General features: G+C 52.9%; 13 protein-coding genes. 11 read left to right on the plus strand and 2 right to left on the minus strand.

The features are described from left to right. Window positions 1–95: 95 nt before the first annotated feature. On the minus strand, window positions 96–2,474 hold the full coding sequence (locus AACY82_RS04895; protein WP_339615663.1) for a penicillin-binding protein 1A: 2,379 nt from the start codon (window positions 2,472–2,474) through the stop codon (window positions 96–98). Window positions 2,475–2,689: 215 nt separating this feature from the next. Between AACY82_RS04895 and AACY82_RS04900 the strand changes: the two genes are divergently transcribed. The 8 genes from AACY82_RS04900 (at window position 2,690) to AACY82_RS04935 (ending at window position 10,888) form a co-directional block, all read left to right on the plus strand. Further along, a complete protein-coding gene (locus tag AACY82_RS04900) occupies window positions 2,690–3,757 on the plus strand; it encodes a pilus assembly protein PilM (protein WP_339615664.1) in 1,068 nt (355 codons plus the stop codon). Further along, window positions 3,757–4,341: a PilN domain-containing protein gene (locus tag AACY82_RS04905; RefSeq protein ID WP_339615665.1), complete on the plus strand. Its 585-nt coding sequence runs from the start codon at window positions 3,757–3,759 to the stop codon at window positions 4,339–4,341. Before AACY82_RS04900 ends, AACY82_RS04905 begins: the two co-directional genes overlap by 1 nt. Next, on the plus strand, window positions 4,341–4,955 hold the full coding sequence (locus AACY82_RS04910) for a type 4a pilus biogenesis protein PilO (RefSeq protein WP_339615666.1): 615 nt from the start codon (window positions 4,341–4,343) through the stop codon (window positions 4,953–4,955). The genes AACY82_RS04905 and AACY82_RS04910 overlap by 1 nt, the downstream gene beginning before the upstream one ends. Beyond that, on the plus strand, window positions 4,948–5,487 hold the full coding sequence (locus tag AACY82_RS04915) for a pilus assembly protein PilP (protein ID WP_339615667.1): 540 nt from the start codon (window positions 4,948–4,950) through the stop codon (window positions 5,485–5,487). Before AACY82_RS04910 ends, AACY82_RS04915 begins: the two co-directional genes overlap by 8 nt. Window positions 5,488–5,523: 36 nt before the next feature. After that, window positions 5,524–7,638: a type IV pilus secretin PilQ family protein gene (locus AACY82_RS04920; RefSeq protein ID WP_339615668.1), complete on the plus strand. Its 2,115-nt coding sequence runs from the start codon at window positions 5,524–5,526 to the stop codon at window positions 7,636–7,638. Between the two features lie 4 nt (window positions 7,639–7,642). Beyond that, complete coding sequence (gene aroK / locus AACY82_RS04925; RefSeq protein WP_339615669.1) at window positions 7,643–8,149, plus strand: shikimate kinase AroK; 507 nt, start codon at window positions 7,643–7,645, stop codon at window positions 8,147–8,149. A gap of 108 nt (window positions 8,150–8,257) precedes the next feature. After that, window positions 8,258–9,340, plus strand: coding sequence for a 3-dehydroquinate synthase (gene aroB, locus AACY82_RS04930; RefSeq protein ID WP_339615670.1), 1,083 nt, complete (start codon window positions 8,258–8,260; stop codon window positions 9,338–9,340). An 18-nt stretch (window positions 9,341–9,358) separates the two neighbouring features. Beyond that, a complete protein-coding gene (locus AACY82_RS04935; protein WP_339615671.1) occupies window positions 9,359–10,888 on the plus strand; it encodes an AAA family ATPase in 1,530 nt (509 codons plus the stop codon). Between the two features lie 293 nt (window positions 10,889–11,181). On the opposite strand, the gene AACY82_RS04940 is transcribed toward AACY82_RS04935, so the two are convergent. Further along, window positions 11,182–13,224, minus strand: coding sequence for a hypothetical protein (locus AACY82_RS04940; protein ID WP_339615672.1), 2,043 nt, complete (start codon window positions 13,222–13,224; stop codon window positions 11,182–11,184). A gap of 546 nt (window positions 13,225–13,770) precedes the next feature. Between AACY82_RS04940 and gltB the strand changes: the two genes are divergently transcribed. The 3 genes from gltB (at window position 13,771) to hemE (ending at window position 20,890) form a co-directional block, all read left to right on the plus strand. Beyond that, a complete protein-coding gene (gltB, locus tag AACY82_RS04945; protein ID WP_339615673.1) occupies window positions 13,771–18,225 on the plus strand; it encodes a glutamate synthase large subunit in 4,455 nt (1,484 codons plus the stop codon). Between the two features lie 34 nt (window positions 18,226–18,259). Continuing rightward, the gene (locus tag AACY82_RS04950; protein WP_339615674.1) at window positions 18,260–19,678 is read left to right on the plus strand and encodes an FAD-dependent oxidoreductase; all 1,419 of its coding nucleotides are present in this window, start codon (window positions 18,260–18,262) and stop codon (window positions 19,676–19,678) included. A 147-nt stretch (window positions 19,679–19,825) separates the two neighbouring features. After that, window positions 19,826–20,890, plus strand: coding sequence for a uroporphyrinogen decarboxylase (hemE, locus tag AACY82_RS04955; RefSeq protein WP_339615675.1), 1,065 nt, complete (start codon window positions 19,826–19,828; stop codon window positions 20,888–20,890). Window positions 20,891–20,957: the final 67 nt, after the last annotated feature.

Consider the following 20,957-nt stretch of genomic DNA (forward strand, 5'->3'; position numbering starts at 1 on the left):
GAGGCTTAGCCCTCTAGCATTAAAAAGCCCGCCAGGAGACTGAGCGGGCTTTTTTGTGTCCTGCTACCTGTTTGTTTTGCCTGCGCTGAATACGTTTAAAACAGCTCCTCTGGCAGAACTTCCGGTGCGCCTTGGTTGCCGTTGCCTGGGTCAGTGCCCTCGGCACGCTCTGGTACGTTGTCCACCCTAAATATTTCAAAAACAGCGTCGGGGTCTTGCGGCCCCGCGCGTTTGCCGGTCTCCGGATCAATTCGTACCGTAATAATGCCATCGGGGCGCTGGGCGGCGCGCTCGGGCTTTTCTGCAAGAGCCGCACGCATGTAGTCAATCCAAATAGGCAATGCGGCTGAGCCGCCGTATTCGCGATTACCCAGTGGCGTGTTGTTGTCAAAGCCAAGCCAGGTGATGGTGACAATCTCGGGGTTATAGCCGGCAAACCAGGCGTCGCGTGGGCCGTTGGTGGTGCCGGTCTTGCCGGCAATATCGCCGCGCTCTAGCACGCGAGCGCGCTTACCAGTGCCTCGGGCGATAACGTCGCGCAGCATTGAATCGGCAATAAAGGCGGTTTGGGCGTCCAAGATACGCTTGGCTGGCGGCAGCGGATTGGCTCTTGGAGCGTTGGCTTGCTCGCCTAAGAGTTCTTCTAAGGTGCGGGCCTCGGATGGCGTCGCCGGTGTTTTGTTGTCGCAGTCGCGACATACGGTAGCTGGGGTGGCGGTAAAAACGTCGCGGCCGTCTACCGCCTCAATGCGCTTAATAAGATAGGGCTGTACTGCAAAGCCGCCGTTGGCAAAAGTGGTGTAGCCACGCGCTAAGTCAAGTGGGGTAACGTCGTGACTCCCAAGGGCTAGGGAGAGGTCGCGGGGTAAGGCGTTTTTATCGAAACCAAAGCGCGCTAAGCTTTCGTGCGCGGTATCCATGCCCAGTGAGCGTAGGATACGAATCGATACTAGGTTGCGCGATCGGTACAGCGCGGTGCGCATGCGCATAGGGCCTAGAAAGCTACCGCCATCGTTCTCGGGGCGCCACGTGCCTTCTAAACTGGCGTCCTCAATCACAATAGGAGCGTCATTAATGATGGTGGCGGGGGTGTAGCCGTGCTCTAACGCGGTGGTATAGATAAAAGGCTTAAACGCTGAGCCGGGCTGGCGAGTGGCCTGTGTGACGCGGTTGAAGTGGCTCTGTTCAAAATCAAACCCGCCGGCGAGCGAGACAATGGCGCCATCGCTAGGGTCAAGCGAGACTAGCGCGGCCTCCGCCGTTGGCAGTTGCGCGAGAACGGCGCCTTCGGCGGTGTGCCGCAAACGAATGACGTCGCCGGGAGAGAGCACGTCTGAGGTCTGGGTTGGCTTTTCGCCGCGATAATTCTCGCTGAGATAGGGGCGCGCCTCTGAGAGCCCTTGCTCCCAGCTCAGTTGAGCTTCAGAGCCGTCGGGCAGTAGCAATGTGGCCGATTGTTGGTCGGTTTGGCTGACAACGGCGGGCGTTAAGCCGCCGTAGGTGGGGATGTTTTTGAGGGTTTCCAGCCATTGCTCGTCGGAGGCATCCGGGTCTAGTTGCTGCTCGGGGCCCCGGTAGCCATGGCGACGGTCGTAGGTGATAAGGCCGTCGATGATCGCGCTTTGTGCGACCTCCTGTAAGTGAGCGTTCACTGTGGTGTAAATGCTGTAACCGTCGGTGTAGGCAGCGTTTCCGAAGCGAGATATGGCGTCTTGACGGGCCATCTCAGCAACATAGGGAGCGTACAGCTCGGGTGTTAGGCCGTGGTATTTTGCCGTGGCGGGAGCATCGGTTGCGGCTTTCCAGGTAGGTTGGTCGATGTGGCCCAGCTCCAGCATACGACCTAAAATCCAATTGCGACGAATTAGCGCCCGCTCGGGGTTGGCAAGCGGGTTGTAGGCCGAGGGCGCCTTGGGTAGCCCCGCGATCATGGCCCACTGAGGGAGGGTGAGCTCATCCATGTTTTTGCCGTAATACACGTTGGCGGCGGCTTGAATTCCGTAGGCGCGATTACCGAAGTAAATTTTATTGTTGTAAAGTGCGAGAATCTCCTCTTTACTAAGTTCACGTTCTATTTGAAGTGCGAGCAGGATCTCATTGAATTTACGGGCAAATGTTTGCTGAAAGGTCAGAAAAAAGTTACGTGCAAGCTGCATCGTAATGGTGCTACCGCCGGATTGGATCTGACCTGTTTGCAATAATTGTGATGCGGCTCGCAAAAGTCCTCTGATGGAGACGCCGTTATGATCGTAGAATTGGGCATCCTCTGCTGATAATAACGCTTTGATATACAGTGGCGGGATTTCGTCGTAGTTGATGGGGGTGCGGCGCTGTTCACCAAACTCGCCAATCAGTCGGTTGTCATTTGAGTAAATCCGCAGCGGAGTCTGCAATTTCACCTGTCGCAAGCTCTGCACATCGGGCAGTTTTGGGTTTAAATAGAGGTATAGACCGGCAAACGTGACGCCGGTCACACCGCAGCCCGCGATGAGTAACCATAAAAGTACGGTAAGATAAGAATATTTTTTAGGCATTTTTTCTAAGCGAATTAAGTAGTTAGCGGCCGCTGCCGACTGGAAGCTGCATTATACGGGGTTTTTGCCTGTTTACATATGCGCGATCTTGTTGCAGGCTTAAGTTAAAGTGCTATAACATAAACGACGTCTAAGTTACGGATATAGATAGAAAAATGGGCATTTTCGGATTCTTAGAAAAAAAGACGAAGCCAGTTGTGGGGTTAGACATAAGTTCGACGTCTGTAAAACTCTTAGAGCTGAGCCGTAGTGGCGATCGGTACCGGGTAGAGACCTACGCGGTTAGACCTTTGCCTCCCAACGCTGTTGTTGAGAAAAACATCAACGATGAAGAGGCGGTTGCCGAGGTTATCAAGTCGCTGGTTAAACAGTCAAAGACCAAAATCAAGCATGCGGCGGTGTCAGTTGCCGGCTCCGCTGTGATCACTAAGGTCATTGAAATGCCGGCTGGGCTGTCAGAAGACGACCTGGAAAACCGAATCTACATCGAAGCTGATCAGTACATTCCTTTCCCTATTGATGAAGTCTCCATTGATTTTGAGGTTCAGGGCGAGTCGCCCAACGACCCGGATCAGGTGGAGGTACTGCTCGCTGCGTGTCGCACTGAAAATGTCGAATCTCGTGTCTCGACCCTGCTATTAGCCGGGCTAGAAGAAGAGATTGTCGATGTTGAGGCATATGCGATGGAGCGTGCCTTTGAGTTTGTACTTGAACAGCTTGAAGATCAGGATAATCAGGTGGTGGCAGTACTTGATATTGGCGCCACTATGACGACCTTGAGTGTGCTGGTGGATGGCAAGACAGTTTATACCCGCGAACAGCTCTTCGGCGGTCGACAGCTCACCGAAGAGATTCAACGGCGTTACGGATTGTCGATGGAGGAGGCCGGACTCGCTAAGAAGCAAGGAGGCTTGCCCGATGATTATCAGTCGGAAGTCCTTCAGCCCTTTAAAGAGTCTGTGGTGCAGCAGGTTACTCGCTCGTTGCAGTTTTTCTTTTCGGCCAGCGAGTATAACGATGTGGATTACATCGTGTTGGCCGGGGGTGTCGCCTCAATGGAGGGGTTGATTGAGCTCATAGAAGAAAAGCTTGGCACTCAGGCAATGGTGGCAAACCCGTTTGCCAGTATGTCTGTGGCATCGCGTGTGAACGCGGCGGCGCTAGCAAACGATGCGCCCTCATTGATGGTGGCAACTGGCCTGGCGATGAGGAGCTTTGACTAATGGCGCATATCAATCTACTTCCCTGGCGCGTAAAAGAACGCGACAAGAAAAAGAAAGATTTTATTGCGATTATGATGGGCGTGGCTTTTGTCGCGATCGTTATTGCCTATTTGTGGGTTTCGAACGCTAATGGCAAGGTGGATCATCAGCGCCAGCGCAATGAAATGCTGAAAACAGAAATCGCCACGCTAGAAAGCAAAGTGGCTGAGCTGAATGACCTGCAGAAGCGCCGGGAAGATCTTTTGGCGTTGATGAAGCTGATTCGTGACCTCGAAGGAACCCGCTCGGTTATCGTGCATCATTTTGATGAGCTGGTTCGCGCCCTCCCCGATGGCGTGTATCTTGTGTCGGTTAAACGTCAAGGCCAGTTGATGAGTATAGAGGGCTATGCGGAATCCAATAACCGGGTGTCGAGCTTTATGCGTAACTTGGATGCATCGGAGTGGTATGCCGAGCCAAATCTGGCGTCGGTAGACGCCGCACCGGATCAAGGTGGGCAGGCCAACGCATTCTCCATGACGGTGAAGACGATCGTGTCTAAGGCACAAAAAGCCTTACAAGAACAACAGAAGGAGGAGCAGTAATGTCTCTGCGGGAATCCTTCGAGCATGCTCGAGACTTCGACTATAGCGACTCTACTAAGCTTGGGGTGTGGCCGCTTCCTACCAAGATCTTAGTGTGTGTCTTTATTGTGGCAGCGCTATTGGCGGCCACCTATTATTTTAAAATTAAAGACATTGAAAGCTCTTTGGTGCGAGCACAGGCTGAAGAGCAGACTTTGAGAAAAACGTTTGCCACGAAAAGTGCTCAAGCGGCTAACTTAGATGCTTATCGTGCGCAAATGGAGGAGATGCAGCGCTCTTTTGAGTCTTTGTTGGCGCGGCTCCCAACCGACACGCAGGTGCCGGGCTTGTTAGAGGATATTGATGCTCGCAGTGTTGAGAGTGGCTCTAGCATGCAAAGTATTGAGCTTGAGGCGCAGCGTGCTGCGGAGTATTACACTGAGTTGCCGATTAAAATCAACGTGGTGGGTAGCTACCATGATTTTGGTAATTTCGTCAGTGGTGTTGCCGGAATGCCTCGTATTGTGACTCTGCATGACTTCTCAATTAAAAATGCAAAGGAAGGCGGCGATTTGGTGATGCAGATTGACGCTAAAACCTACCACTATCAGCCAGAGGGGGAAGCCAATGAATAGTAATAAGCTCGTATTGGCTGCTCTTGTTGGTGCTATGGCGTTGTTGGCAGGCTGTGGCGGTAACGGCGATTTAGATGAGCTGCGTGATTATATACAAGAGACCAAGCGTCGGCCGGGCAAGCAGATAGAGCCGTTGCCGGTTTTCCGTCCTTTGCCGCCCTTTAGTTATGCGGCGATGACACTGCGTAGCCCATTTGAAAGGCCTGTTGAAGAGTTGGCGCGTGTTAAAGGCGGTAAGTCAGTGAAGCCAGATATGACGCGGGCAAAAGAGTATCTGGAGAGCTTTAATATCGCCAACATGACAATGGTAGGGACCGTCTCTAAAGGCGGCACTTTATGGGCCTTGATCGATACCGGACCGGGTGCTCAGCGCAGTGTGGAGCCGGTGACAGTTGGTAATTATATGGGCCGCAATCACGGCAAAATTATATCTGCGACACCCAATCAGCTTGAGCTGATGGAAATCGTCTCTGACGGTGATGATGGCTGGGTTGAGCGTCCACGTATTATTAAATTAGAAGAAAAGGAATAGGCGGTCATGCGTGCTTTGTTCTTAATGGGGTTAAAAATGAGAAAAACAGTCGCGTTAGTCTTGGTCTGTCTGCTGTCTCCCTTTGCGGGGGCCGCGAGCCTTGATGACATCCGGTTTGCGGAGCTGCCTGATCAACGATTCGAGGTGCGCTTGAGCTTTGATGAAGCTCCTCCGGAGCCTCAGGGTTACACGATTGAGTCGCCCGCGCGCATCGTATTGGACTTCCCAGAGGTCGAAAGCGAGCTGAAAGAGCGGCGATTCCCGTTGGCGTTTGATAATGGCAAAAGCGCTCTAGTACTGACCTCGGGTGGCCGTACCCGATTGATCTTGAATCTTGGAAGCCTGAGTACCTATAGTTCTCGCATTGATGGCAACTCTTATGTCATTGAGGTAGGCGGTACTGGCTCTCGTCAAGTGGCTGCACGTAAGCCCGTGACCGATAGTGCCGCGAGCACTCAACCGCGTACAAGCGCAGAGCGCGCCATAAGCGGCATTGACTTCCGGCGGGGGGATGCCGGCGAGGGTCGTATTATTGTTGATTTGTCCACTGACCGTATCAGTGCTGATATGCGCGATACGGCCGACGGTTTGCGAGTCACTTTTGCTAATACGTCTTTGCCTGGTGAGTTACGTCGCCGCTTAGATGTGCTGGATTTTGCCACGCCCGTGGCGATTATTTCGGCTAGCAGCGACAGTGGCGATGTGGTGCTGGATGTGTCGGCCAATGGTGATTACGATTATTTGGCTTATCAAACGGACAATCAATATGTCATTAGTGTTAAACCCCTGACCCCAGCGGAAAAAGCGGAGCAAGAGCGTCTCTTTGAATACACTGGCTCGCGCTTGTCGTTCAACTTTCAGGATATTGAGGTGCGAGCGGTACTGCAGATCATCGCGGATTTTACCGATTTGAACTTAGTCGCCTCTGATACTGTGCAAGGGCGTATTACCCTTCGTTTGGATAATGTGCCTTGGGATCAAGCGCTGGATATGGTGTTAAAGACCAAGGGCTTGGACAAGCGTCAGGTGGGTAATGTGTTGATGGTGGCACCCGCGTCGGAGATTGCCGAGCGCGAGCGCCAAGAGCTTTCAACCAAACGCCAGCTAGAAGAGTTGGCGCCGCTGCGTACCGAATATATTCGTGTCCGATATGCCAGTGCCAAAGAGATTTTTGCACTGTTTCAGGGGGATGGCGGCGGCGACGCGAGCGGCTCAGATGGGCCTGCCAGTCGCGCCACAGGTAGTATCTTGTCGGGACGTGGCCAAGCTGTAGTTGATGAGCGAACTAACTCGATAATTGTGACAGATACATCTGAGCGTATTGATGCTCTTAAGCGTTTGGTCGAGGAAATTGATATTCCGATCCGGCAGGTGATGATTGAGGCACGCTTAGTGATTGCCAATAAAGACTTCCGTGAGGAGTTGGGGGTTCGCTGGGGGGGCGTAGGTGCCAGTCTTTCATCCGATGCGCTGTTGGAGGTGGGCGGCTCTACCGGTGGTTTGGACTCATCTCCAGGTTCTCCCGCCGATTTTATTTACGGCGGCGGCTCCATAAATCTGGAAGAGAACATGATGGTGGATATGGGTGTTGCTAATCCGGTAGGCAGTATCGCGTTTGGCCTGCTAACTGATAACGCCTACTTGGACCTTGAGTTGTCGGCATTGGAATATAACGGTTATGCCGAAATTGTTTCGCAGCCTAAGGTTATTACCGGCGATAAACAGCGCGCTACCATCTCTACCGGTAGTGAAATTCCCTACCAAGAGGCCTCTGCCAGTGGTGCAACGGCGGCATCTTTTAAAGAGGTGGTGTTGGAGCTGGATGTAACGCCCCAGATCACGCCCGACAACAACATTATTATGGAATTGGCTATTAAGAAGGACCTGTTAGCCGAATTTAACACCGAGTTTGGTGTGCCTATTATTGATATTACGCGCTTAAATACTAAGGTGCTGGTGTCCGATGGGCAGACCATTGTTCTCGGTGGCATCTTTGAAATGCAGCAGTTAAACGGTGTGGATAAAGTCCCGTTTTTGGGTGATATCCCTTATCTTGGGCGCTTGTTCCGCCGCGATGTTAAAACATCGGAGAAAAGTGAGTTGTTGATTTTCATTACCCCGCGCATTATGGCTGAGAGCTTAACCGAATAACGCTATGCTAGATCGGCACGTATTTCTTGTCGGCCCCATGGGGGTCGGCAAGTCGACTATCGGTAGAGTTCTTGCCTCTGAGTTGAATGTCCCCTTTTACGATACAGACCGTGTGATTGAAAGTCGCACTGGTGCGGATATTCCGTGGATCTTTGATATGGAAGGGGAGGAGGGATTTCGGTTGCGCGAAACCGGTGTTCTGCAAGATTTGGTCGCTGAGCCCCCTTGCGTTATCGCCACCGGCGGTGGGATTGTTACCAAGCCTGCAAACTGTGAGTTAATGTCGCAGGGGCTGGTTTGTTATTTAACCGCCTCGGTAGAGCAGTTGGTGGAGCGAACCTCTCGTGATAAAAAACGCCCTTTACTGCAAGTGGATAACCCCCGTGAAAAGATCATAGAAATCCTCGCGGCCCGAGATGAGTTGTATCGCGGTGTCGCTGATGTTCGACTCAACACTGATCGTTTTTCCCCAAAGGCTGCCGTAGCCGAGATCTTGGCGCAACTTCCCTGAATTAGTGATTTGGGGAGGGTTTGCGCTCTGCCTGCCAGCTTTTCCGTCTGTGTGCTAAAGTACAGCCTCTGTATTAGAACATCCATCACCATTTCAAAGACGCTAATTATGAAGACCCTAACCGTTGACCTTGGGGAGCGCAGCTACCCTATTTTTATTGGTACTAACTTAATTGATCGTGCCGATTTGTTGGCCGAGTATATTGGCGGTCAGCAGGTTTGCATCGTGACCAATGATACTGTGGCTAAAATTTACTTGCCCATGCTTAAGCGCGCGCTGGGTAGCCGTGAATTCGAGGTACAGTCGGTTGTTTTGCCTGATGGTGAGCAGTACAAAAACCTTGATACGCTTAATCTTATATTTGATGAGTTGCTAAAAAGTCGCTTTAACCGAACGGTTACGGTGATAGCCCTTGGTGGTGGCGTTGTGGGGGATATGGCGGGCTTTGCGTCAGCGTGCTACCAGCGCGGTGTTAGTTTTATTCAAATACCAACGACGCTGCTTTCCATGGTGGACTCGTCGGTGGGTGGTAAAACTGGTGTCAATCACGCCCTAGGTAAAAATATGATTGGCGCCTTTTACCAGCCTCAGGCAGTCGTGGCTGACGTCGCGGCGCTGAAAACATTGCCTGCGCGCGAACTCTCTGCGGGCGTGGCCGAGGTTATTAAGTACGGCATTATTTGCGACTATGACTTTTTTGTCTGGTTAGAGGCCAATATCGATCGGGTGATGGCCGGGGATGCGAATGCACTAAGTTACTGTATTGAGCGGTCCTGCGATAATAAAGCGCGGGTTGTGGCTCAGGATGAGCGCGAGGGCGGCATTCGAGCTATTTTGAATTTGGGGCATACCTTTGGTCACGCTATCGAAACTGCGCAAGGTTACGGTAACTGGTTGCACGGCGAGGCAGTCGGTGCAGGGATGGTTATGGCGCTGGACTTATCGCAGCGGATGGGGCTGATTTGTGAGGCTGACTTGGCGCGGGCCACTTCGCTGATTGAACGTGCGAACTTGCCGGTGGCGGCGCCCGAAAATATGAGCGAGTTGCAATTTATTGAGCTGATGTCGGTCGATAAAAAAGTGCAAGATGGGCGCTTGCGATTGGTGTTGGTAAAGCAGCTAGGGCAAGCGTTTGTCACGTCCGATATTGACAGAGATCTTCTGAGTCAGACCATCAATGCTTGCCGCTAAGCGAACAGGAGAAGCTGAATGACCCCAGAATACTGTGAGCGTTTTGGTCTTGAAGGTGATCCGTTTGCCAATGACACTTTCTATGTAACACCGGATCTAGAGTGTTTGGCCGATCAAATTACTCATGCAAGCCAGTTTAGTGCCGGCTTTGTTGTCGTGTCCGGCGCCGCCGGTACAGGTAAAACCGCGTTTGCTAAGTTCTTTTACGCTCAGCTGATTGCGATCCAAGAGAGTGTTTTGCTGGATGTGGCGGTTGCCAGCTCGGCTCACGCGTTACTGTTGGAGTTGGCGGACTTTCTTGCCCTACCAGTTTCGGCTGATTCGAGCATGGGGGAACTGCTTGCGCAACTGCGTACTATTGTTAACGGCAGCAATGAAGCGCTAGCCGTTACGGTGGTATTGGATAACGCGCATCTACTCGCAGACGATACTTTGGCTGCGCTCGTTAGCTTGCTGCAAGTACCCGCTGGCCATAGTCGACCATTTAGTTTTGTTTTATTTTCAGAGTTAGAGTTAGCGCATCGGCTTGATCAATTTCAAATGCCGGACGTTGCGGTGCAGGATATAGTCTTTCCTCTGATGACGGCACCCGATGTAACCGCCATGTTGAATTACCGTATGGAGCTAGCGGGCTTTTTGGGTGAGCCATTATTTAGCTTAGGGAAAGTTGAACAGTTGTGCCAAGAGGCTGACGGTCGTTTGGATAAGGTTCTGAAGCTGGCGCAGTTGGATCTTCAGGGCCGGCCCTCGGAGCTTGATGCCGAAGAGCGAGCTAATAAAAAGAGTGCGCTACCGGTTATGCATATAGCCGCAGTGGCAGGGCTTTTAGCGGCGCTGGGGTTGGTATATCTGTATCAGGGTGATAGCGACGGAGATAAGTCTAATGCTGTGGTTAAACGCCTCTCGGTACCGGCGGAGCAGGTTGTTTCGCCTAAAAAGCCTGCCGCCCAGTCTACGACGCAAACCACCTCAGTTACCACGTCAGCGATGGGTGGAAGCGGCGAAACTGGTGCCGAGGTTAAGGTGCGCTCCTCCGCTGAAAAAGCGAGCACTAGGATGATGAGCGTTGAAGGCTCTACGGTAATTGATGCGCCTCCGGTGCCAGAGTCCGAGACTGACAGTCTGTCCGCACAGGATGCAGGAGATATTAAAACACAGGACTCCGTCCCAAAGGGAGCCGAGTCAAATGTCGTAAGTTCCGTCGCGAACCAAGTGCCCACCTCCTCTAGCGCCGCAGCATCTGTCGTTGAGTGGGCAAATGATGAAGCCGAAATTCTTTCGTGGCCTTCCTCAGCTTATTCGCTGCAAGTATTGGGCGTGTCTAGCCGAGATGCCGCCAAAGCCTACGTGCAGCGCCAGAGCAATAGTGACCATTTGCGGGTGATGGCGACTGAGCGCTCGGATAAGCCTTGGTTTATCGTCTTGGAGGGACGTTATAGCTCTCTTGCCCGGGCGAAGCAGGCGGCCTCTAATTTGCCGGCACAACAGGTTAAAGCGGGGCCTTGGCCTAGGAAGGTGAAAGAGCTACAGGCTGAGCTGACAAAATAGTAATGAAGTTTCAAAGGGCTGTGCGGGGTGTCCTTAGGCTGTCTAATAAAAAGGGACGCAACATGCTGTCCCTTTTTATTACAGTAAAGTTCCTTTTTATCGGGTTTGAGCAGGTTGTGGTAAGTGGGGCCGCTGCGGCGTCATCAACAGAACGCCAAATCGGATGCGGTTGAAAAGGTTAATTGCGCTTTACCTGCGCTGGAAAGATGAGGAGGTGAAGTCAGCTTTGTAAAATAAAAAAGCCTGCCTTACTTGCGTAAGGCAGGCTTTTTGTCTTATCGCTTTGGGGTAGTTTACTCTTCGACCTCAAACCCCTCAGCTCGAACAGGAATCAAGAAAGTGCTGGTAATACCTCCCTCGTTATCTTCTCCGTCGCCCGAAGGTCTGCTGATCGAAACGCCGACAGCGCCTGATGGTGGCTCGTCGCTCGAAGTCACAAAGACGGTGACGTAACCGTATTCTTGGCTTTCGGGCCAATCGCCTTCGGGGCTGACTACAACCTCCATCTCAAAGGCCGTTTCGTCATAGGCTTCGGTGGAGGAGCCATAGGGGATGCCGTTACCATTTTGATCGGCGACCATCATGGTAAAGGCGACGGTCTCGTTGGGGCCGAGGACAATTTCATCTGGCTGGCCTGGTAGGCCGCCGTCGGGCATGCGCAGTAAGTTGTAAGACGACATGACTAAGGTCGTATCTGCTCGAACCAGCACTGGCTCGCGCGAGCAGTTGCCGGCGTCGACGTCTTCTTGGCGGCAAAGTAGGCCGTTGTATAGGCCGTTGGCCGGTGTGTAGCTGGCATCAAACTTGTCGTCAATGGTGGCGATTTCTTCGTCCTTATCGTATTGGCCGTTAAAATTGTGGTCAATGTAGGGGTCGCCTATATCGTCACAGCCTCGTGCATCAGATGTGCCGGAAGACACTGGGCGCGACGCCAAGCCCGAAATGGGCTCGTTACGTAGGCAGTTTTGTGCCCGTTTGGTGGTGTTTCCTTCTGGGCTGGTGCTGGTGTAGAACTCATCTTCTTCGTGGTCGTAAAGGCCGTTGCCGTTGGTATCAATAAAAGACTCATTGCCCAAGGTTGTAGCGACAACTTTTAGGCGGCCATGGCGGCATTCAGAGCCGTGCCCAGCCAACTGGCCGTTAGGGCAGATGAGCGTTAGGTTTTCTTCATCCACCAAAAACGGGAAGGGTGATCCTGGTGTCACCTCGTCAGTTTCGGGTTTAGGGTCCTGTGAGCGCCAGGTGGCACTGCAAGCACCCGAGCTTTTATTGGGGGAGTCCTCTTCCGGTTGAATAAAGCACTCGCCTTCAATGGCTCCACCGTTGGTAGTGAAGTAAATTGGCGTGCCGATAGGGGCGGGGTTATTAAACGCGTCTGCCGTACGGATAATGATTTCCGACTCGACACCATCGATGTTCCAGCTATTCGGGGCAAGGCGGCTGGCGGACATGCTAAAGCTATTCTGGTCCGGCAGGCCGGTAGAGAGTACGAGGCTGGATGACTGGGTCGAGATGCCCGTCTCGGTGGTGGTAGCCGTTACTTGTACAGGGCCTGGTACGCTGCCAGATTGCACGGTGGTATAAACGTAGCCATCCACGTCAGAGGTACTGCTTTCATTTACCAGTTTTAGTCCTCCGCTGGTGCGACTAAGGGAAAAGTCGACACCGACATCCTTAATTGGTGCGCCTGTACTGCCTCGCACGCGAAAGCGCAGCGCCGAAGTTTCTTCGCCGCCAGAGCCTTTTAGGGTGATGACCGATGGCGACGCGTCAATAAAGCTGAGGCTGGTGACGGTATCTGAGGCAATGCTAACAGTGCCGTTGGCGCTGATCACCGAGCCGCCGTAAGTGGTGGTCGCCTTTATATTGTCTGTACCCAAGCAGCCGTTCGCTATGTAGCGGATGGTGGCTTGCCCGTTACTGGTGTCCACAATGTTGGTCGGACAGTCTGCGTCGCAAGTTAAGCCGGCTTGAGGTTCAAATAGGGCTTCGCCATTGGCAAAGCAGGTGGAGCTAAAGGTGACTTGGACGCTATCGGTAATCAGGCTGCCATTGTTTACTACATTGACACTGAGTAGTGTGTTGCCACCTGCGGACAGTTCGCTATCGCCAATGCCAACGTTAATTTCTCCGGGGCGGAAGTCTGCCCCGCTGCCAGTGCCAATCTGCGCCAGCTCATTACTGGTATCGCCATCGCCATTGCCGCCACCTCCATTGCCATTATAGTCGTCGAGCGCTGAGCCACTGCTACCGCCGCCGCAGGCCGCAAGGCCCAGGCAAAGGGCAAGCGCTGAGGTTAACTTTATTGTCGTTGACCCAAGTTGTTGTATCCGCATGTTGAATTCCTGGTTGCCGGCGTTGTAATTGTGTTTGGCCGCTGTCGTGCACGCTAAGCCACCTAAAGTGGGGCGCAGCACACCCAAGCGTGGGTTTTAAGGGCGTAGGCGCCCCAATATTTAGTTGTATCGCCTAAATTAGCGTAAATCGCAAGCAGGATAAAGGGGCGAAGGGCCGAAAAAGAGGAATAGTGGCACATTTTCACAAATTTCTTTTGTTTTCAGGCTTTTGTTGGCCGTTTTGCGTGTAAATTCTCGGTTATCGTGCCTCTCGTTTTGTCGCCGATCTTGCATCTTGCGGCGATTGGCAATAACCTGACACTAAAGGCCCGTACCACGCGGCTTATCGTACATTCTCGCCGGCCTTATTGTCTGTAGGTTTGGCACTCTCGCGCCACTGTCCCGCTTGCCTAAATGGCCCTGAGCGGGTAATATTCTGCGCCCATTTGTAATAGCCCCTCTCGTTTAGGGGCTTTTTTGTCGGTGGCACCGCCAAAGCTTGTGTGACGGCGGGTTGCTACAGATACTGAAATTGAGAGACAGCGTATGACCACTGGCCTGTACCGGTTGGACGAGTTTAAAGACAACTGTGGATTTGGTCTTATTGCCCATTTAAAGGGTAAGACCAGCCATCGTCTGCTCGAGACCGCGATCGAATCATTGACGTGCATGACTCACCGTGGCGGTATTGCTGCTGACGGTAAAACTGGGGATGGCTGTGGTCTGTTGCTGCAAAAGCCCGACAGTTTCATGCGTGCGGTGGCGGCGGAGTCATTTGCCACCCCCTTGACCGATATCTATGGGGTTGGCTCTGTGATGCTGAGTCGCGACGCGGCCAAAGCTGATGCCGCGCGCGAGCTGCTGGAGCGCGCAATCGCGGATGAAGGCTTGAGTGTCGCAGGCTGGCGAGAGGTGCCGGTAGATAGCAGTTGCCTTGGACCTATCGCCCTAGAGTCACTGCCGCTGTTTAATCATGTCTTTATCAACAGTCCCGATGGCCTGAGTAACGCCGAGGTGGGCGCCAAGCTGTTGATGGCTCGCCGGCGCACGGAGATTGCGCTGCAAAATGATCCGGCCTTTTATATCGCAAGCTTGAGCACCACGGTACTGTCTTATAAAGGCTTAATGATGCCGGTAGATTTGCCGCAGTTTTTTGCCGACCTTGCCGATGAGCGTCTCGAGACTGCGATCTGTGTCTTCCATCAGCGTTTCTCAACGAACACCACCCCGCAGTGGCCGCTGGCTCAGCCGTTTCGGATGTTGGCTCACAATGGTGAGATCAATACGGTTATGGGAAATCGCAACTGGTCAGTTGCGCGCACCGATAAATTCTCGACGCCTTTGTTGCCTGATATCGCCGATGTGGCGCCTTTGGTTAACCGTACCGGTTCGGACTCTTCAAGCCTGGATAATATGCTTGAAGTGCTGCTGATTGGTGGTATGGAGCTGCATCGCGCCGTCCGTATGTTGGTGCCACCGGCGTGGCAGAATGTCGAGCATATGGATTCAGACTTGCGCGCTTTTTATGAATATAACTCCATGCACGTTGAGCCTTGGGATGGCCCGGCCGGCCTCGTGATTACCGATGGCCGCTATGCTGTGTGTACATTGGATCGCAATGGGTTGCGTCCGTCGCGCTGGGTTATCACCAAAGACGACATTATCACCGTGGCTTCGGAGGTTGGCGTATACAACTACAAGCCTGAAGACGTAGTTGCTAAAGGTCGTTTAGGGCCCGGTCAGATTTTGTCGGTTGATACCGAGACGGGCGAGCTGTTTCATACGCACGATGTCGACAAGCAGCTTAAAGAGGGGCAGCCCTATAAGCGCTGGCTGAAAGACAATGCCGTGCGTATCGAGTCTACCCTAGAGACTGACGTCGCCGAGAACGGTTTGTCGGGCGCCGATATGAAGGCGTTTATGAAAATGTACCAGGTGACCTTTGAGGAGCGCGATCAAGTATTGCGCCCGCTTGCCGAAGGTGGCCAAGAGGCTGTTGGCTCAATGGGGGATGATACCCCAATGGCCGTGCTGTCCAGTAAACAACGCTCGGTTTACGACTACTTTAGGCAGCAATTTGCGCAGGTGACAAACCCGCCGATCGATCCGCTGCGCGAAGCCATTGTCATGTCGCTCGAGACCTGTGTCGGGCGCGAGCTATCGGTGTACGAAGAAACCGAAGAGCACGCCAACCGTGTCATTTTGGCCTCGCCGGTGTTGTCTCCTGCCAAATTTCGCGCGCTGACTAATTTGGGCCGTAGCGATTACAAGGCAGAGACATTTGCGCTGACCTATGACCCGCTTAAAAAAGGCTTGCAGCAAGCCATTGATGACTTGTGTGAGCGCGTGGCGGAGGCCGTGCGCGGCGGCACAGTATTAGTAGTGCTTAGCGATATGGAGCTTAAGCAAGGTCAGCTGCCGATTCACGCATTGCTGGCGACTGGCGCGGTACACCATTACCTGACGCAAAATGGCTTGCGCTGCGATGCCAACATTATTGTTGAAACTGGCACCGCGCGGGACTCACACCAAGTGGCCGCCTTGATCGGTTACGGCGCTACCGCCGTTTATCCGTACCTTAGTTACTACGTGATGAATGACTTGCTGAACAAAGGTGAGTTGTTGACCGACGTTGATCACGCCTATAAAAACTACCGCAAAGGCCTTGATAAGGGCTTGTTGAAAATCCTTTCAAAAATGGGGATTTCTACCGTAACGTCTTACCGTGGCGCGCAACTATTTGAGGCGGTTGGTCTTGCTGACGAAGTGGTTGATACCTGTTTTGTCGGCACCCCATCCCGGATCAAGGGTGCTCGTTTTGAAGATATTGAAAACGATCAAAAAGCCTTGGCGAAAACCGCTTGGTTGGATCGCAAGCCTATTGTTCAGGGGGGCTTGCTTAAATATGTGCACGGACAAGAGTATCACGCGTTCAACCCCGACGTGGTCATGGCCTTACAAGACGCCGTGCAAACCGGCGATTGGAAGCTGTGGCAAAAGTATTCTGACCTAGTGAACACTCGCCCGGTTGCCACGCTGCGCGATTTAATCAGGGTGCAAGGCGGTGTCAACAAGCCTATAGCGCTGGATGATGTCGAGCCAATCGAGAGTATTATTAAACGCTTTGACTCGGCCGGTATGTCGCTAGGTGCGCTGTCGCCAGAGGCGCACGAAGCTCTGGCTGAAGCCATGAACACTCTGGGAGGGCGATCAAATAGCGGTGAAGGTGGTGAAGACCCGGTCCGCTTTGGCACCAACAAGGTGTCTAAAATTAAGCAGATTGCCTCGGGCCGCTTTGGCGTGACGCCGCATTATTTGGTTAATGCCGAAGTGCTGCAAATTAAGGTTGCTCAGGGCGCTAAGCCCGGCGAAGGCGGCCAGCTGCCCGGCGGTAAAGTGAATGCCTTGATTGCCCGGTTGCGCTATTCAGTGCCCGGCGTAACGCTAATTTCGCCGCCGCCGCATCATGATATTTATTCGATCGAAGATTTAGCGCAGTTGATCTACGACTTAAAGCAGGTCAACCCTGACGCGTTGGTGTCGGTTAAGTTGGTGTCTCGCCCCGGCGTCGGCACAATCGCCGCCGGTGTGGCGAAAGCCTATGCGGATTTGATTACTATTTCTGGTTACGATGGCGGTACCGCAGCAAGCCCGCTGACCTCGATTCGCTATGCTGGCTCGCCGTGGGAGCTGGGCCTGTCAGAGACCCATCAAACTCTGCGCGCCAACGACTTGCGCGACAAAGTACGGGTGCAAACCGATGGTGGTTTAAAAACTGGCTTGGACGTTATTAAAGCGGCCATGTTAGGTGCCGAGAGTTTTGGTTTTGGTACCGCGCCGATGGTGGCGCTGGGTTGTAAGTATCTGCGTATTTGCCATTTAAATAACTGCGCTACCGGTGTTGCCACCCAAAACGAAAAACTTCGTGAGGAGCATTACATCGGCACTGTCGAAATGGCGAAAAACTTTTTCCGCTTCGTCGCCGAAGAAGTGCGCCTGATGATGGCTGACTTGGGTGTGAAAACCTTGGCCGAGCTGGTCGGTCGCGTAGATTTGTTGGCGCTGACTGAAGGCAATACAGCTAAGCAGAAACAGCTGGACCTCAGCCCCATTATTTATACTGATGAATTTTTGGCGACGAAGCCACAGTTGTGCGCGGTATCGCGTAACACGCCGTTCGATAAGGGTGAGTTGGCAGAAGCCATGGTGAAAGAAGTCTTGCCTACCATTGAAGCAAAATCGGGCGGCGAGTTTAGTTTTCACCTAACCAACTGTGACCGTTCTATTGGTGCCCGTTTAAGCGGTGAGATCGCTAAGCGTCACGGCAACCAAGGCATGGCCGACAACCCCATCAAGCTTAATTTGACCGGTATTGCTGGGCAGAGCTTTGGTGTTTGGAATGCTGGCGGTCTTGAAATGTACCTCGAGGGTGATGCCAACGATTACGTCGGTAAAGGCATGGCCGGAGGCAAGATCGTGATCCGTCCTCCAGCCGGCTCTGAGTTCGCGTCAAATGTTACCAGCATTATGGGTAACACCTGCTTGTACGGTGCTACCGGGGGCAAGTTGTTTGCCGCAGGTACCGCGGGCGAGCGTTGCGCGGTACGTAATTCGGGTGCGCAGGTTGTAGTCGAAGGTGCCGGCGATCACTGTTGTGAATACATGACGGGCGGCGTTGTTACCGTGCTGGGTGATACGGGTGTTAACTTTGGCGCAGGTATGACCGGCGGTTTTGCCTACGTGTTAGATGAGCACAATCAATTCGTCGACCGTTACAACCACGAGCTAGTGGAGATCCACCGGGTTGATACCGAGTCGTTAGAAGCGCACCGTCACCATTTGCGCGGCGTCATTGAAGAGTTTATCCAAGAGACCGGCAGTGCTTGGGGCGAGAAGCTCTTAGCCAACTTCGATGATTACGTGGGTAAATTCTGGTTAGTAAAACCCAAAGCCGCCAGCGTAAAAAGTCTGCTGGAAAGCGTTAAGACGCGCGGCGAATAACCCCGTTGGGTTTAACAGTTTAGAGGCATTAACTATGGCCGAACGTTTGAGTAATAATTTTCAGTTTCTTGATGTAGGCCGTCAGGATCCGTCGAAAAAAGACATCCAGACTCGCAAACATGAGTTTGTGGAAATTTATGAGCCATACAGTAAAGAGGAAGTGGCGGGCCAGTCCCATCGCTGTCTTGAGTGTGGCAACCCCTATTGTGAATGGAAGTGTCCGGTACACAACTTTATTCCTAACTGGTTAAAGTTAATCTCTGAGGGGAATATCTTTGAGGCGGCCGAGCTAAGTCACCAAACCAACACACTGCCCGAGGTGTGTGGTCGGGTCTGTCCACAGGATCGTTTGTGTGAAGGTGCCTGTACGCTGAATGACGGCTTTGGTGCCGTAACAATTGGCAACGCAGAAAAATATATTACCGATACCGCCTTTGCCATGGGCTGGCGCCCAGATATGTCTAAAGTAAAGTGGACCGATAAAAAAGTCGCGGTTATTGGTGCTGGCCCGGCGGGCTTAGGTTGCGCGGATGTGTTAGTGCGTAACGGCGTCAAGCCTGTTGTGTTCGATCGCTACCCAGAGATTGGCGGCCTTCTGACCTTTGGGATTCCCGAGTTTAAATTAGAAAAGTCTGTGATGACTCGGCGCCGAGAAATTTTTACTGAAATGGGTGTTGAGTTCCGCCTTAACACCAGTGTCGGCACTGACATTACCATGCAAGAGTTGATGAGTGAGTACGATGCCGTGTTTATGGGTATGGGTACTTACAATTACATGAAGGGCGGCTTCCCCGGTGAAGATTTACCTGGCGTGTACGATGCTCTTCCGTTTTTAGTGTCGAATGTGAATCGCAACCTTGGCTTTGAAAAAAGTGAAGACGACTTTGTTAGCGTGAGTGGCAAACGCGTCGTGGTGCTCGGTGGTGGTGATACCGCGATGGACTGCAATCGCACGTCGATCCGCCAAGGTGCCGAGTCAGTATCCTGTGCTTATCGTCGCGACGAAGAAAACATGCCGGGCTCTAAGCGCGAAGTGCAAAACGCTCGCGAAGAAGGCGTCGAGTTTTTGTTTAACCGCCAGCCCGTTGCCATTGTCGGTGAAGATAAAGTCGAAGGCGTTAAGGTCGTTACCACTCAGTTGGGTGAGCCCGACGAGAATGGTCGTCGTCGTCCCGAACCTATTGCGGGTAGTGAAGAGATCCTGCCGGCCGATGTTGTCTTGGTGGCGTTTGGGTTTCGCCCGAGCCCGCCCGAGTGGTTGGCCGAGCAAAAGGTTGACGTTAATAGCTGGGGCGGCGTTGTCGCGCCAGAGGAGCAAGAGTTTAAGTTTCAAACCACCAACCCTAAAGTGTTTGCCGGTGGTGATATGGTGCGAGGCTCTGACTTGGTGGTAACTGCCATTTGGGAGGGCCGCGAGGCCGCCGAAGGAATACTGGATTACCTCGAAGTTTAAATAAAAAAGCCGGTCTTTAGACCGGCTTTTTTATCGGGTAATGACTCTCGCAATCATACGCACCCGGAGGAGTGAAGTGAGGCCTCCATCTGGACTGCGCCGTACGATAACCCATAACAAGACGCCTCAGTGGACAGCCGATAAACCATGAGCCAACTTAAAAATGATCGCTTTTTGCGGGCGCTGTTGCGCGAGCCCGTTGATGTTACCCCCGTATGGATGATGCGCCAGGCGGGCCGTTATTTACCCGAGTATCGCGCTAGCCGCGAGCGGGCGGGAAACTTTATGGGGTTGTGTGGCAACCCAGAAATGGCCTGCGAAGTCACCATGCAGCCGCTAGCGCGTTACCCCCTTGACGCTGCTATTTTATTTTCGGACATACTGACTATTCCAGACGCTATGGGGTTGGGGCTTTATTTTGAAACGGGCGAAGGCCCTAAGTTTAAAAAGCCGGTACGTACCGAGGCGGATATCAATGCTCTGCGTATTATTGATCCGGCCAAAGATCTTCCCTATGTGATTGATGCCGTGTCGTTAATCCGGCGCGAGCTTAATGGTAGTGTGCCCTTAATTGGTTTTTCTGGCAGCCCCTGGACGTTGGCCACCTATATGATCGAAGGCGGCTCCAGCAAAGATTTTCGTCGAGCAAAGCAAATGCTTTACAACCAGCCGGAGTTGATGCACCAACTGCTCGATACTCTTGCGCAATCGGTCATCGTTTACCTTAATGCGCAAATTGAAGCGGGGGCACAGGCGGTGCAAATATTTGATACCTGGGGTGGGGCGTTGTCTCACAATGCCTACCGGGAGTTCTCCCTGAACTATCTGGATAAAATTGTTAAGGGGCTTATTCGCGAGCGCGAAGGACGTCGGGTGCCGGTGATATTGTTTACCAAAGGTGGCGGGCAGTGGCTGGAAACAATGGCCGATACCGGCGCCGATGCACTCGGTCTTGACTGGACAACGGACATCGGTATTGCTCGCGCACGAGTGGGGGCCCGGGTGGCACTACAGGGCAATATGGACCCGACCATCTTGTACGCTAAGCCCGACCGTATCCGCGCTGAAGTCGCCGCGATATTAGAATCTTTCGGGGCCGGTCCCGGGCATGTATTTAATTTGGGGCACGGCATTACCCCAGAGGTTGATCCCGAGCACGCAGGTGCCTTTATTCGCGCCGTTCACGATTTATCGGCGCAATACCACCCTTGATCGGCAGTATATGGCGCCATTTGAGAATATTGATTACACTGGTTGAGCCAATACCCCTTGAAATCGG

The sequence above is a fragment of the uncultured Gilvimarinus sp. genome, assembly GCF_963972205.1.
GTDB lineage: Bacteria > Pseudomonadota > Gammaproteobacteria > Pseudomonadales > Cellvibrionaceae > Gilvimarinus > Gilvimarinus japonicus.

Coding starts and splice junctions, on each gene's coding strand:
- gltB (WP_339615673.1), top strand. CDS start 13,771: ATGACCACTGGCCTGTACCGGTTGGACGAGTTTAAAGACAACTGTGGA.
- AACY82_RS04920 (WP_339615668.1), top strand. CDS start 5,524: ATGAGAAAAACAGTCGCGTTAGTCTTGGTCTGTCTGCTGTCTCCCTTT.
- AACY82_RS04915 (WP_339615667.1), top strand. CDS start 4,948: ATGAATAGTAATAAGCTCGTATTGGCTGCTCTTGTTGGTGCTATGGCG.
- AACY82_RS04940 (WP_339615672.1), bottom strand. CDS start 13,224: ATGCGGATACAACAACTTGGGTCAACGACAATAAAGTTAACCTCAGCG.
- aroB (WP_339615670.1), top strand. CDS start 8,258: ATGAAGACCCTAACCGTTGACCTTGGGGAGCGCAGCTACCCTATTTTT.
- AACY82_RS04950 (WP_339615674.1), top strand. CDS start 18,260: ATGGCCGAACGTTTGAGTAATAATTTTCAGTTTCTTGATGTAGGCCGT.
- AACY82_RS04910 (WP_339615666.1), top strand. CDS start 4,341: ATGTCTCTGCGGGAATCCTTCGAGCATGCTCGAGACTTCGACTATAGC.
- AACY82_RS04900 (WP_339615664.1), top strand. CDS start 2,690: ATGGGCATTTTCGGATTCTTAGAAAAAAAGACGAAGCCAGTTGTGGGG.
- AACY82_RS04935 (WP_339615671.1), top strand. CDS start 9,359: ATGACCCCAGAATACTGTGAGCGTTTTGGTCTTGAAGGTGATCCGTTT.
- aroK (WP_339615669.1), top strand. CDS start 7,643: ATGCTAGATCGGCACGTATTTCTTGTCGGCCCCATGGGGGTCGGCAAG.
- hemE (WP_339615675.1), top strand. CDS start 19,826: ATGAGCCAACTTAAAAATGATCGCTTTTTGCGGGCGCTGTTGCGCGAG.
- AACY82_RS04905 (WP_339615665.1), top strand. CDS start 3,757: ATGGCGCATATCAATCTACTTCCCTGGCGCGTAAAAGAACGCGACAAG.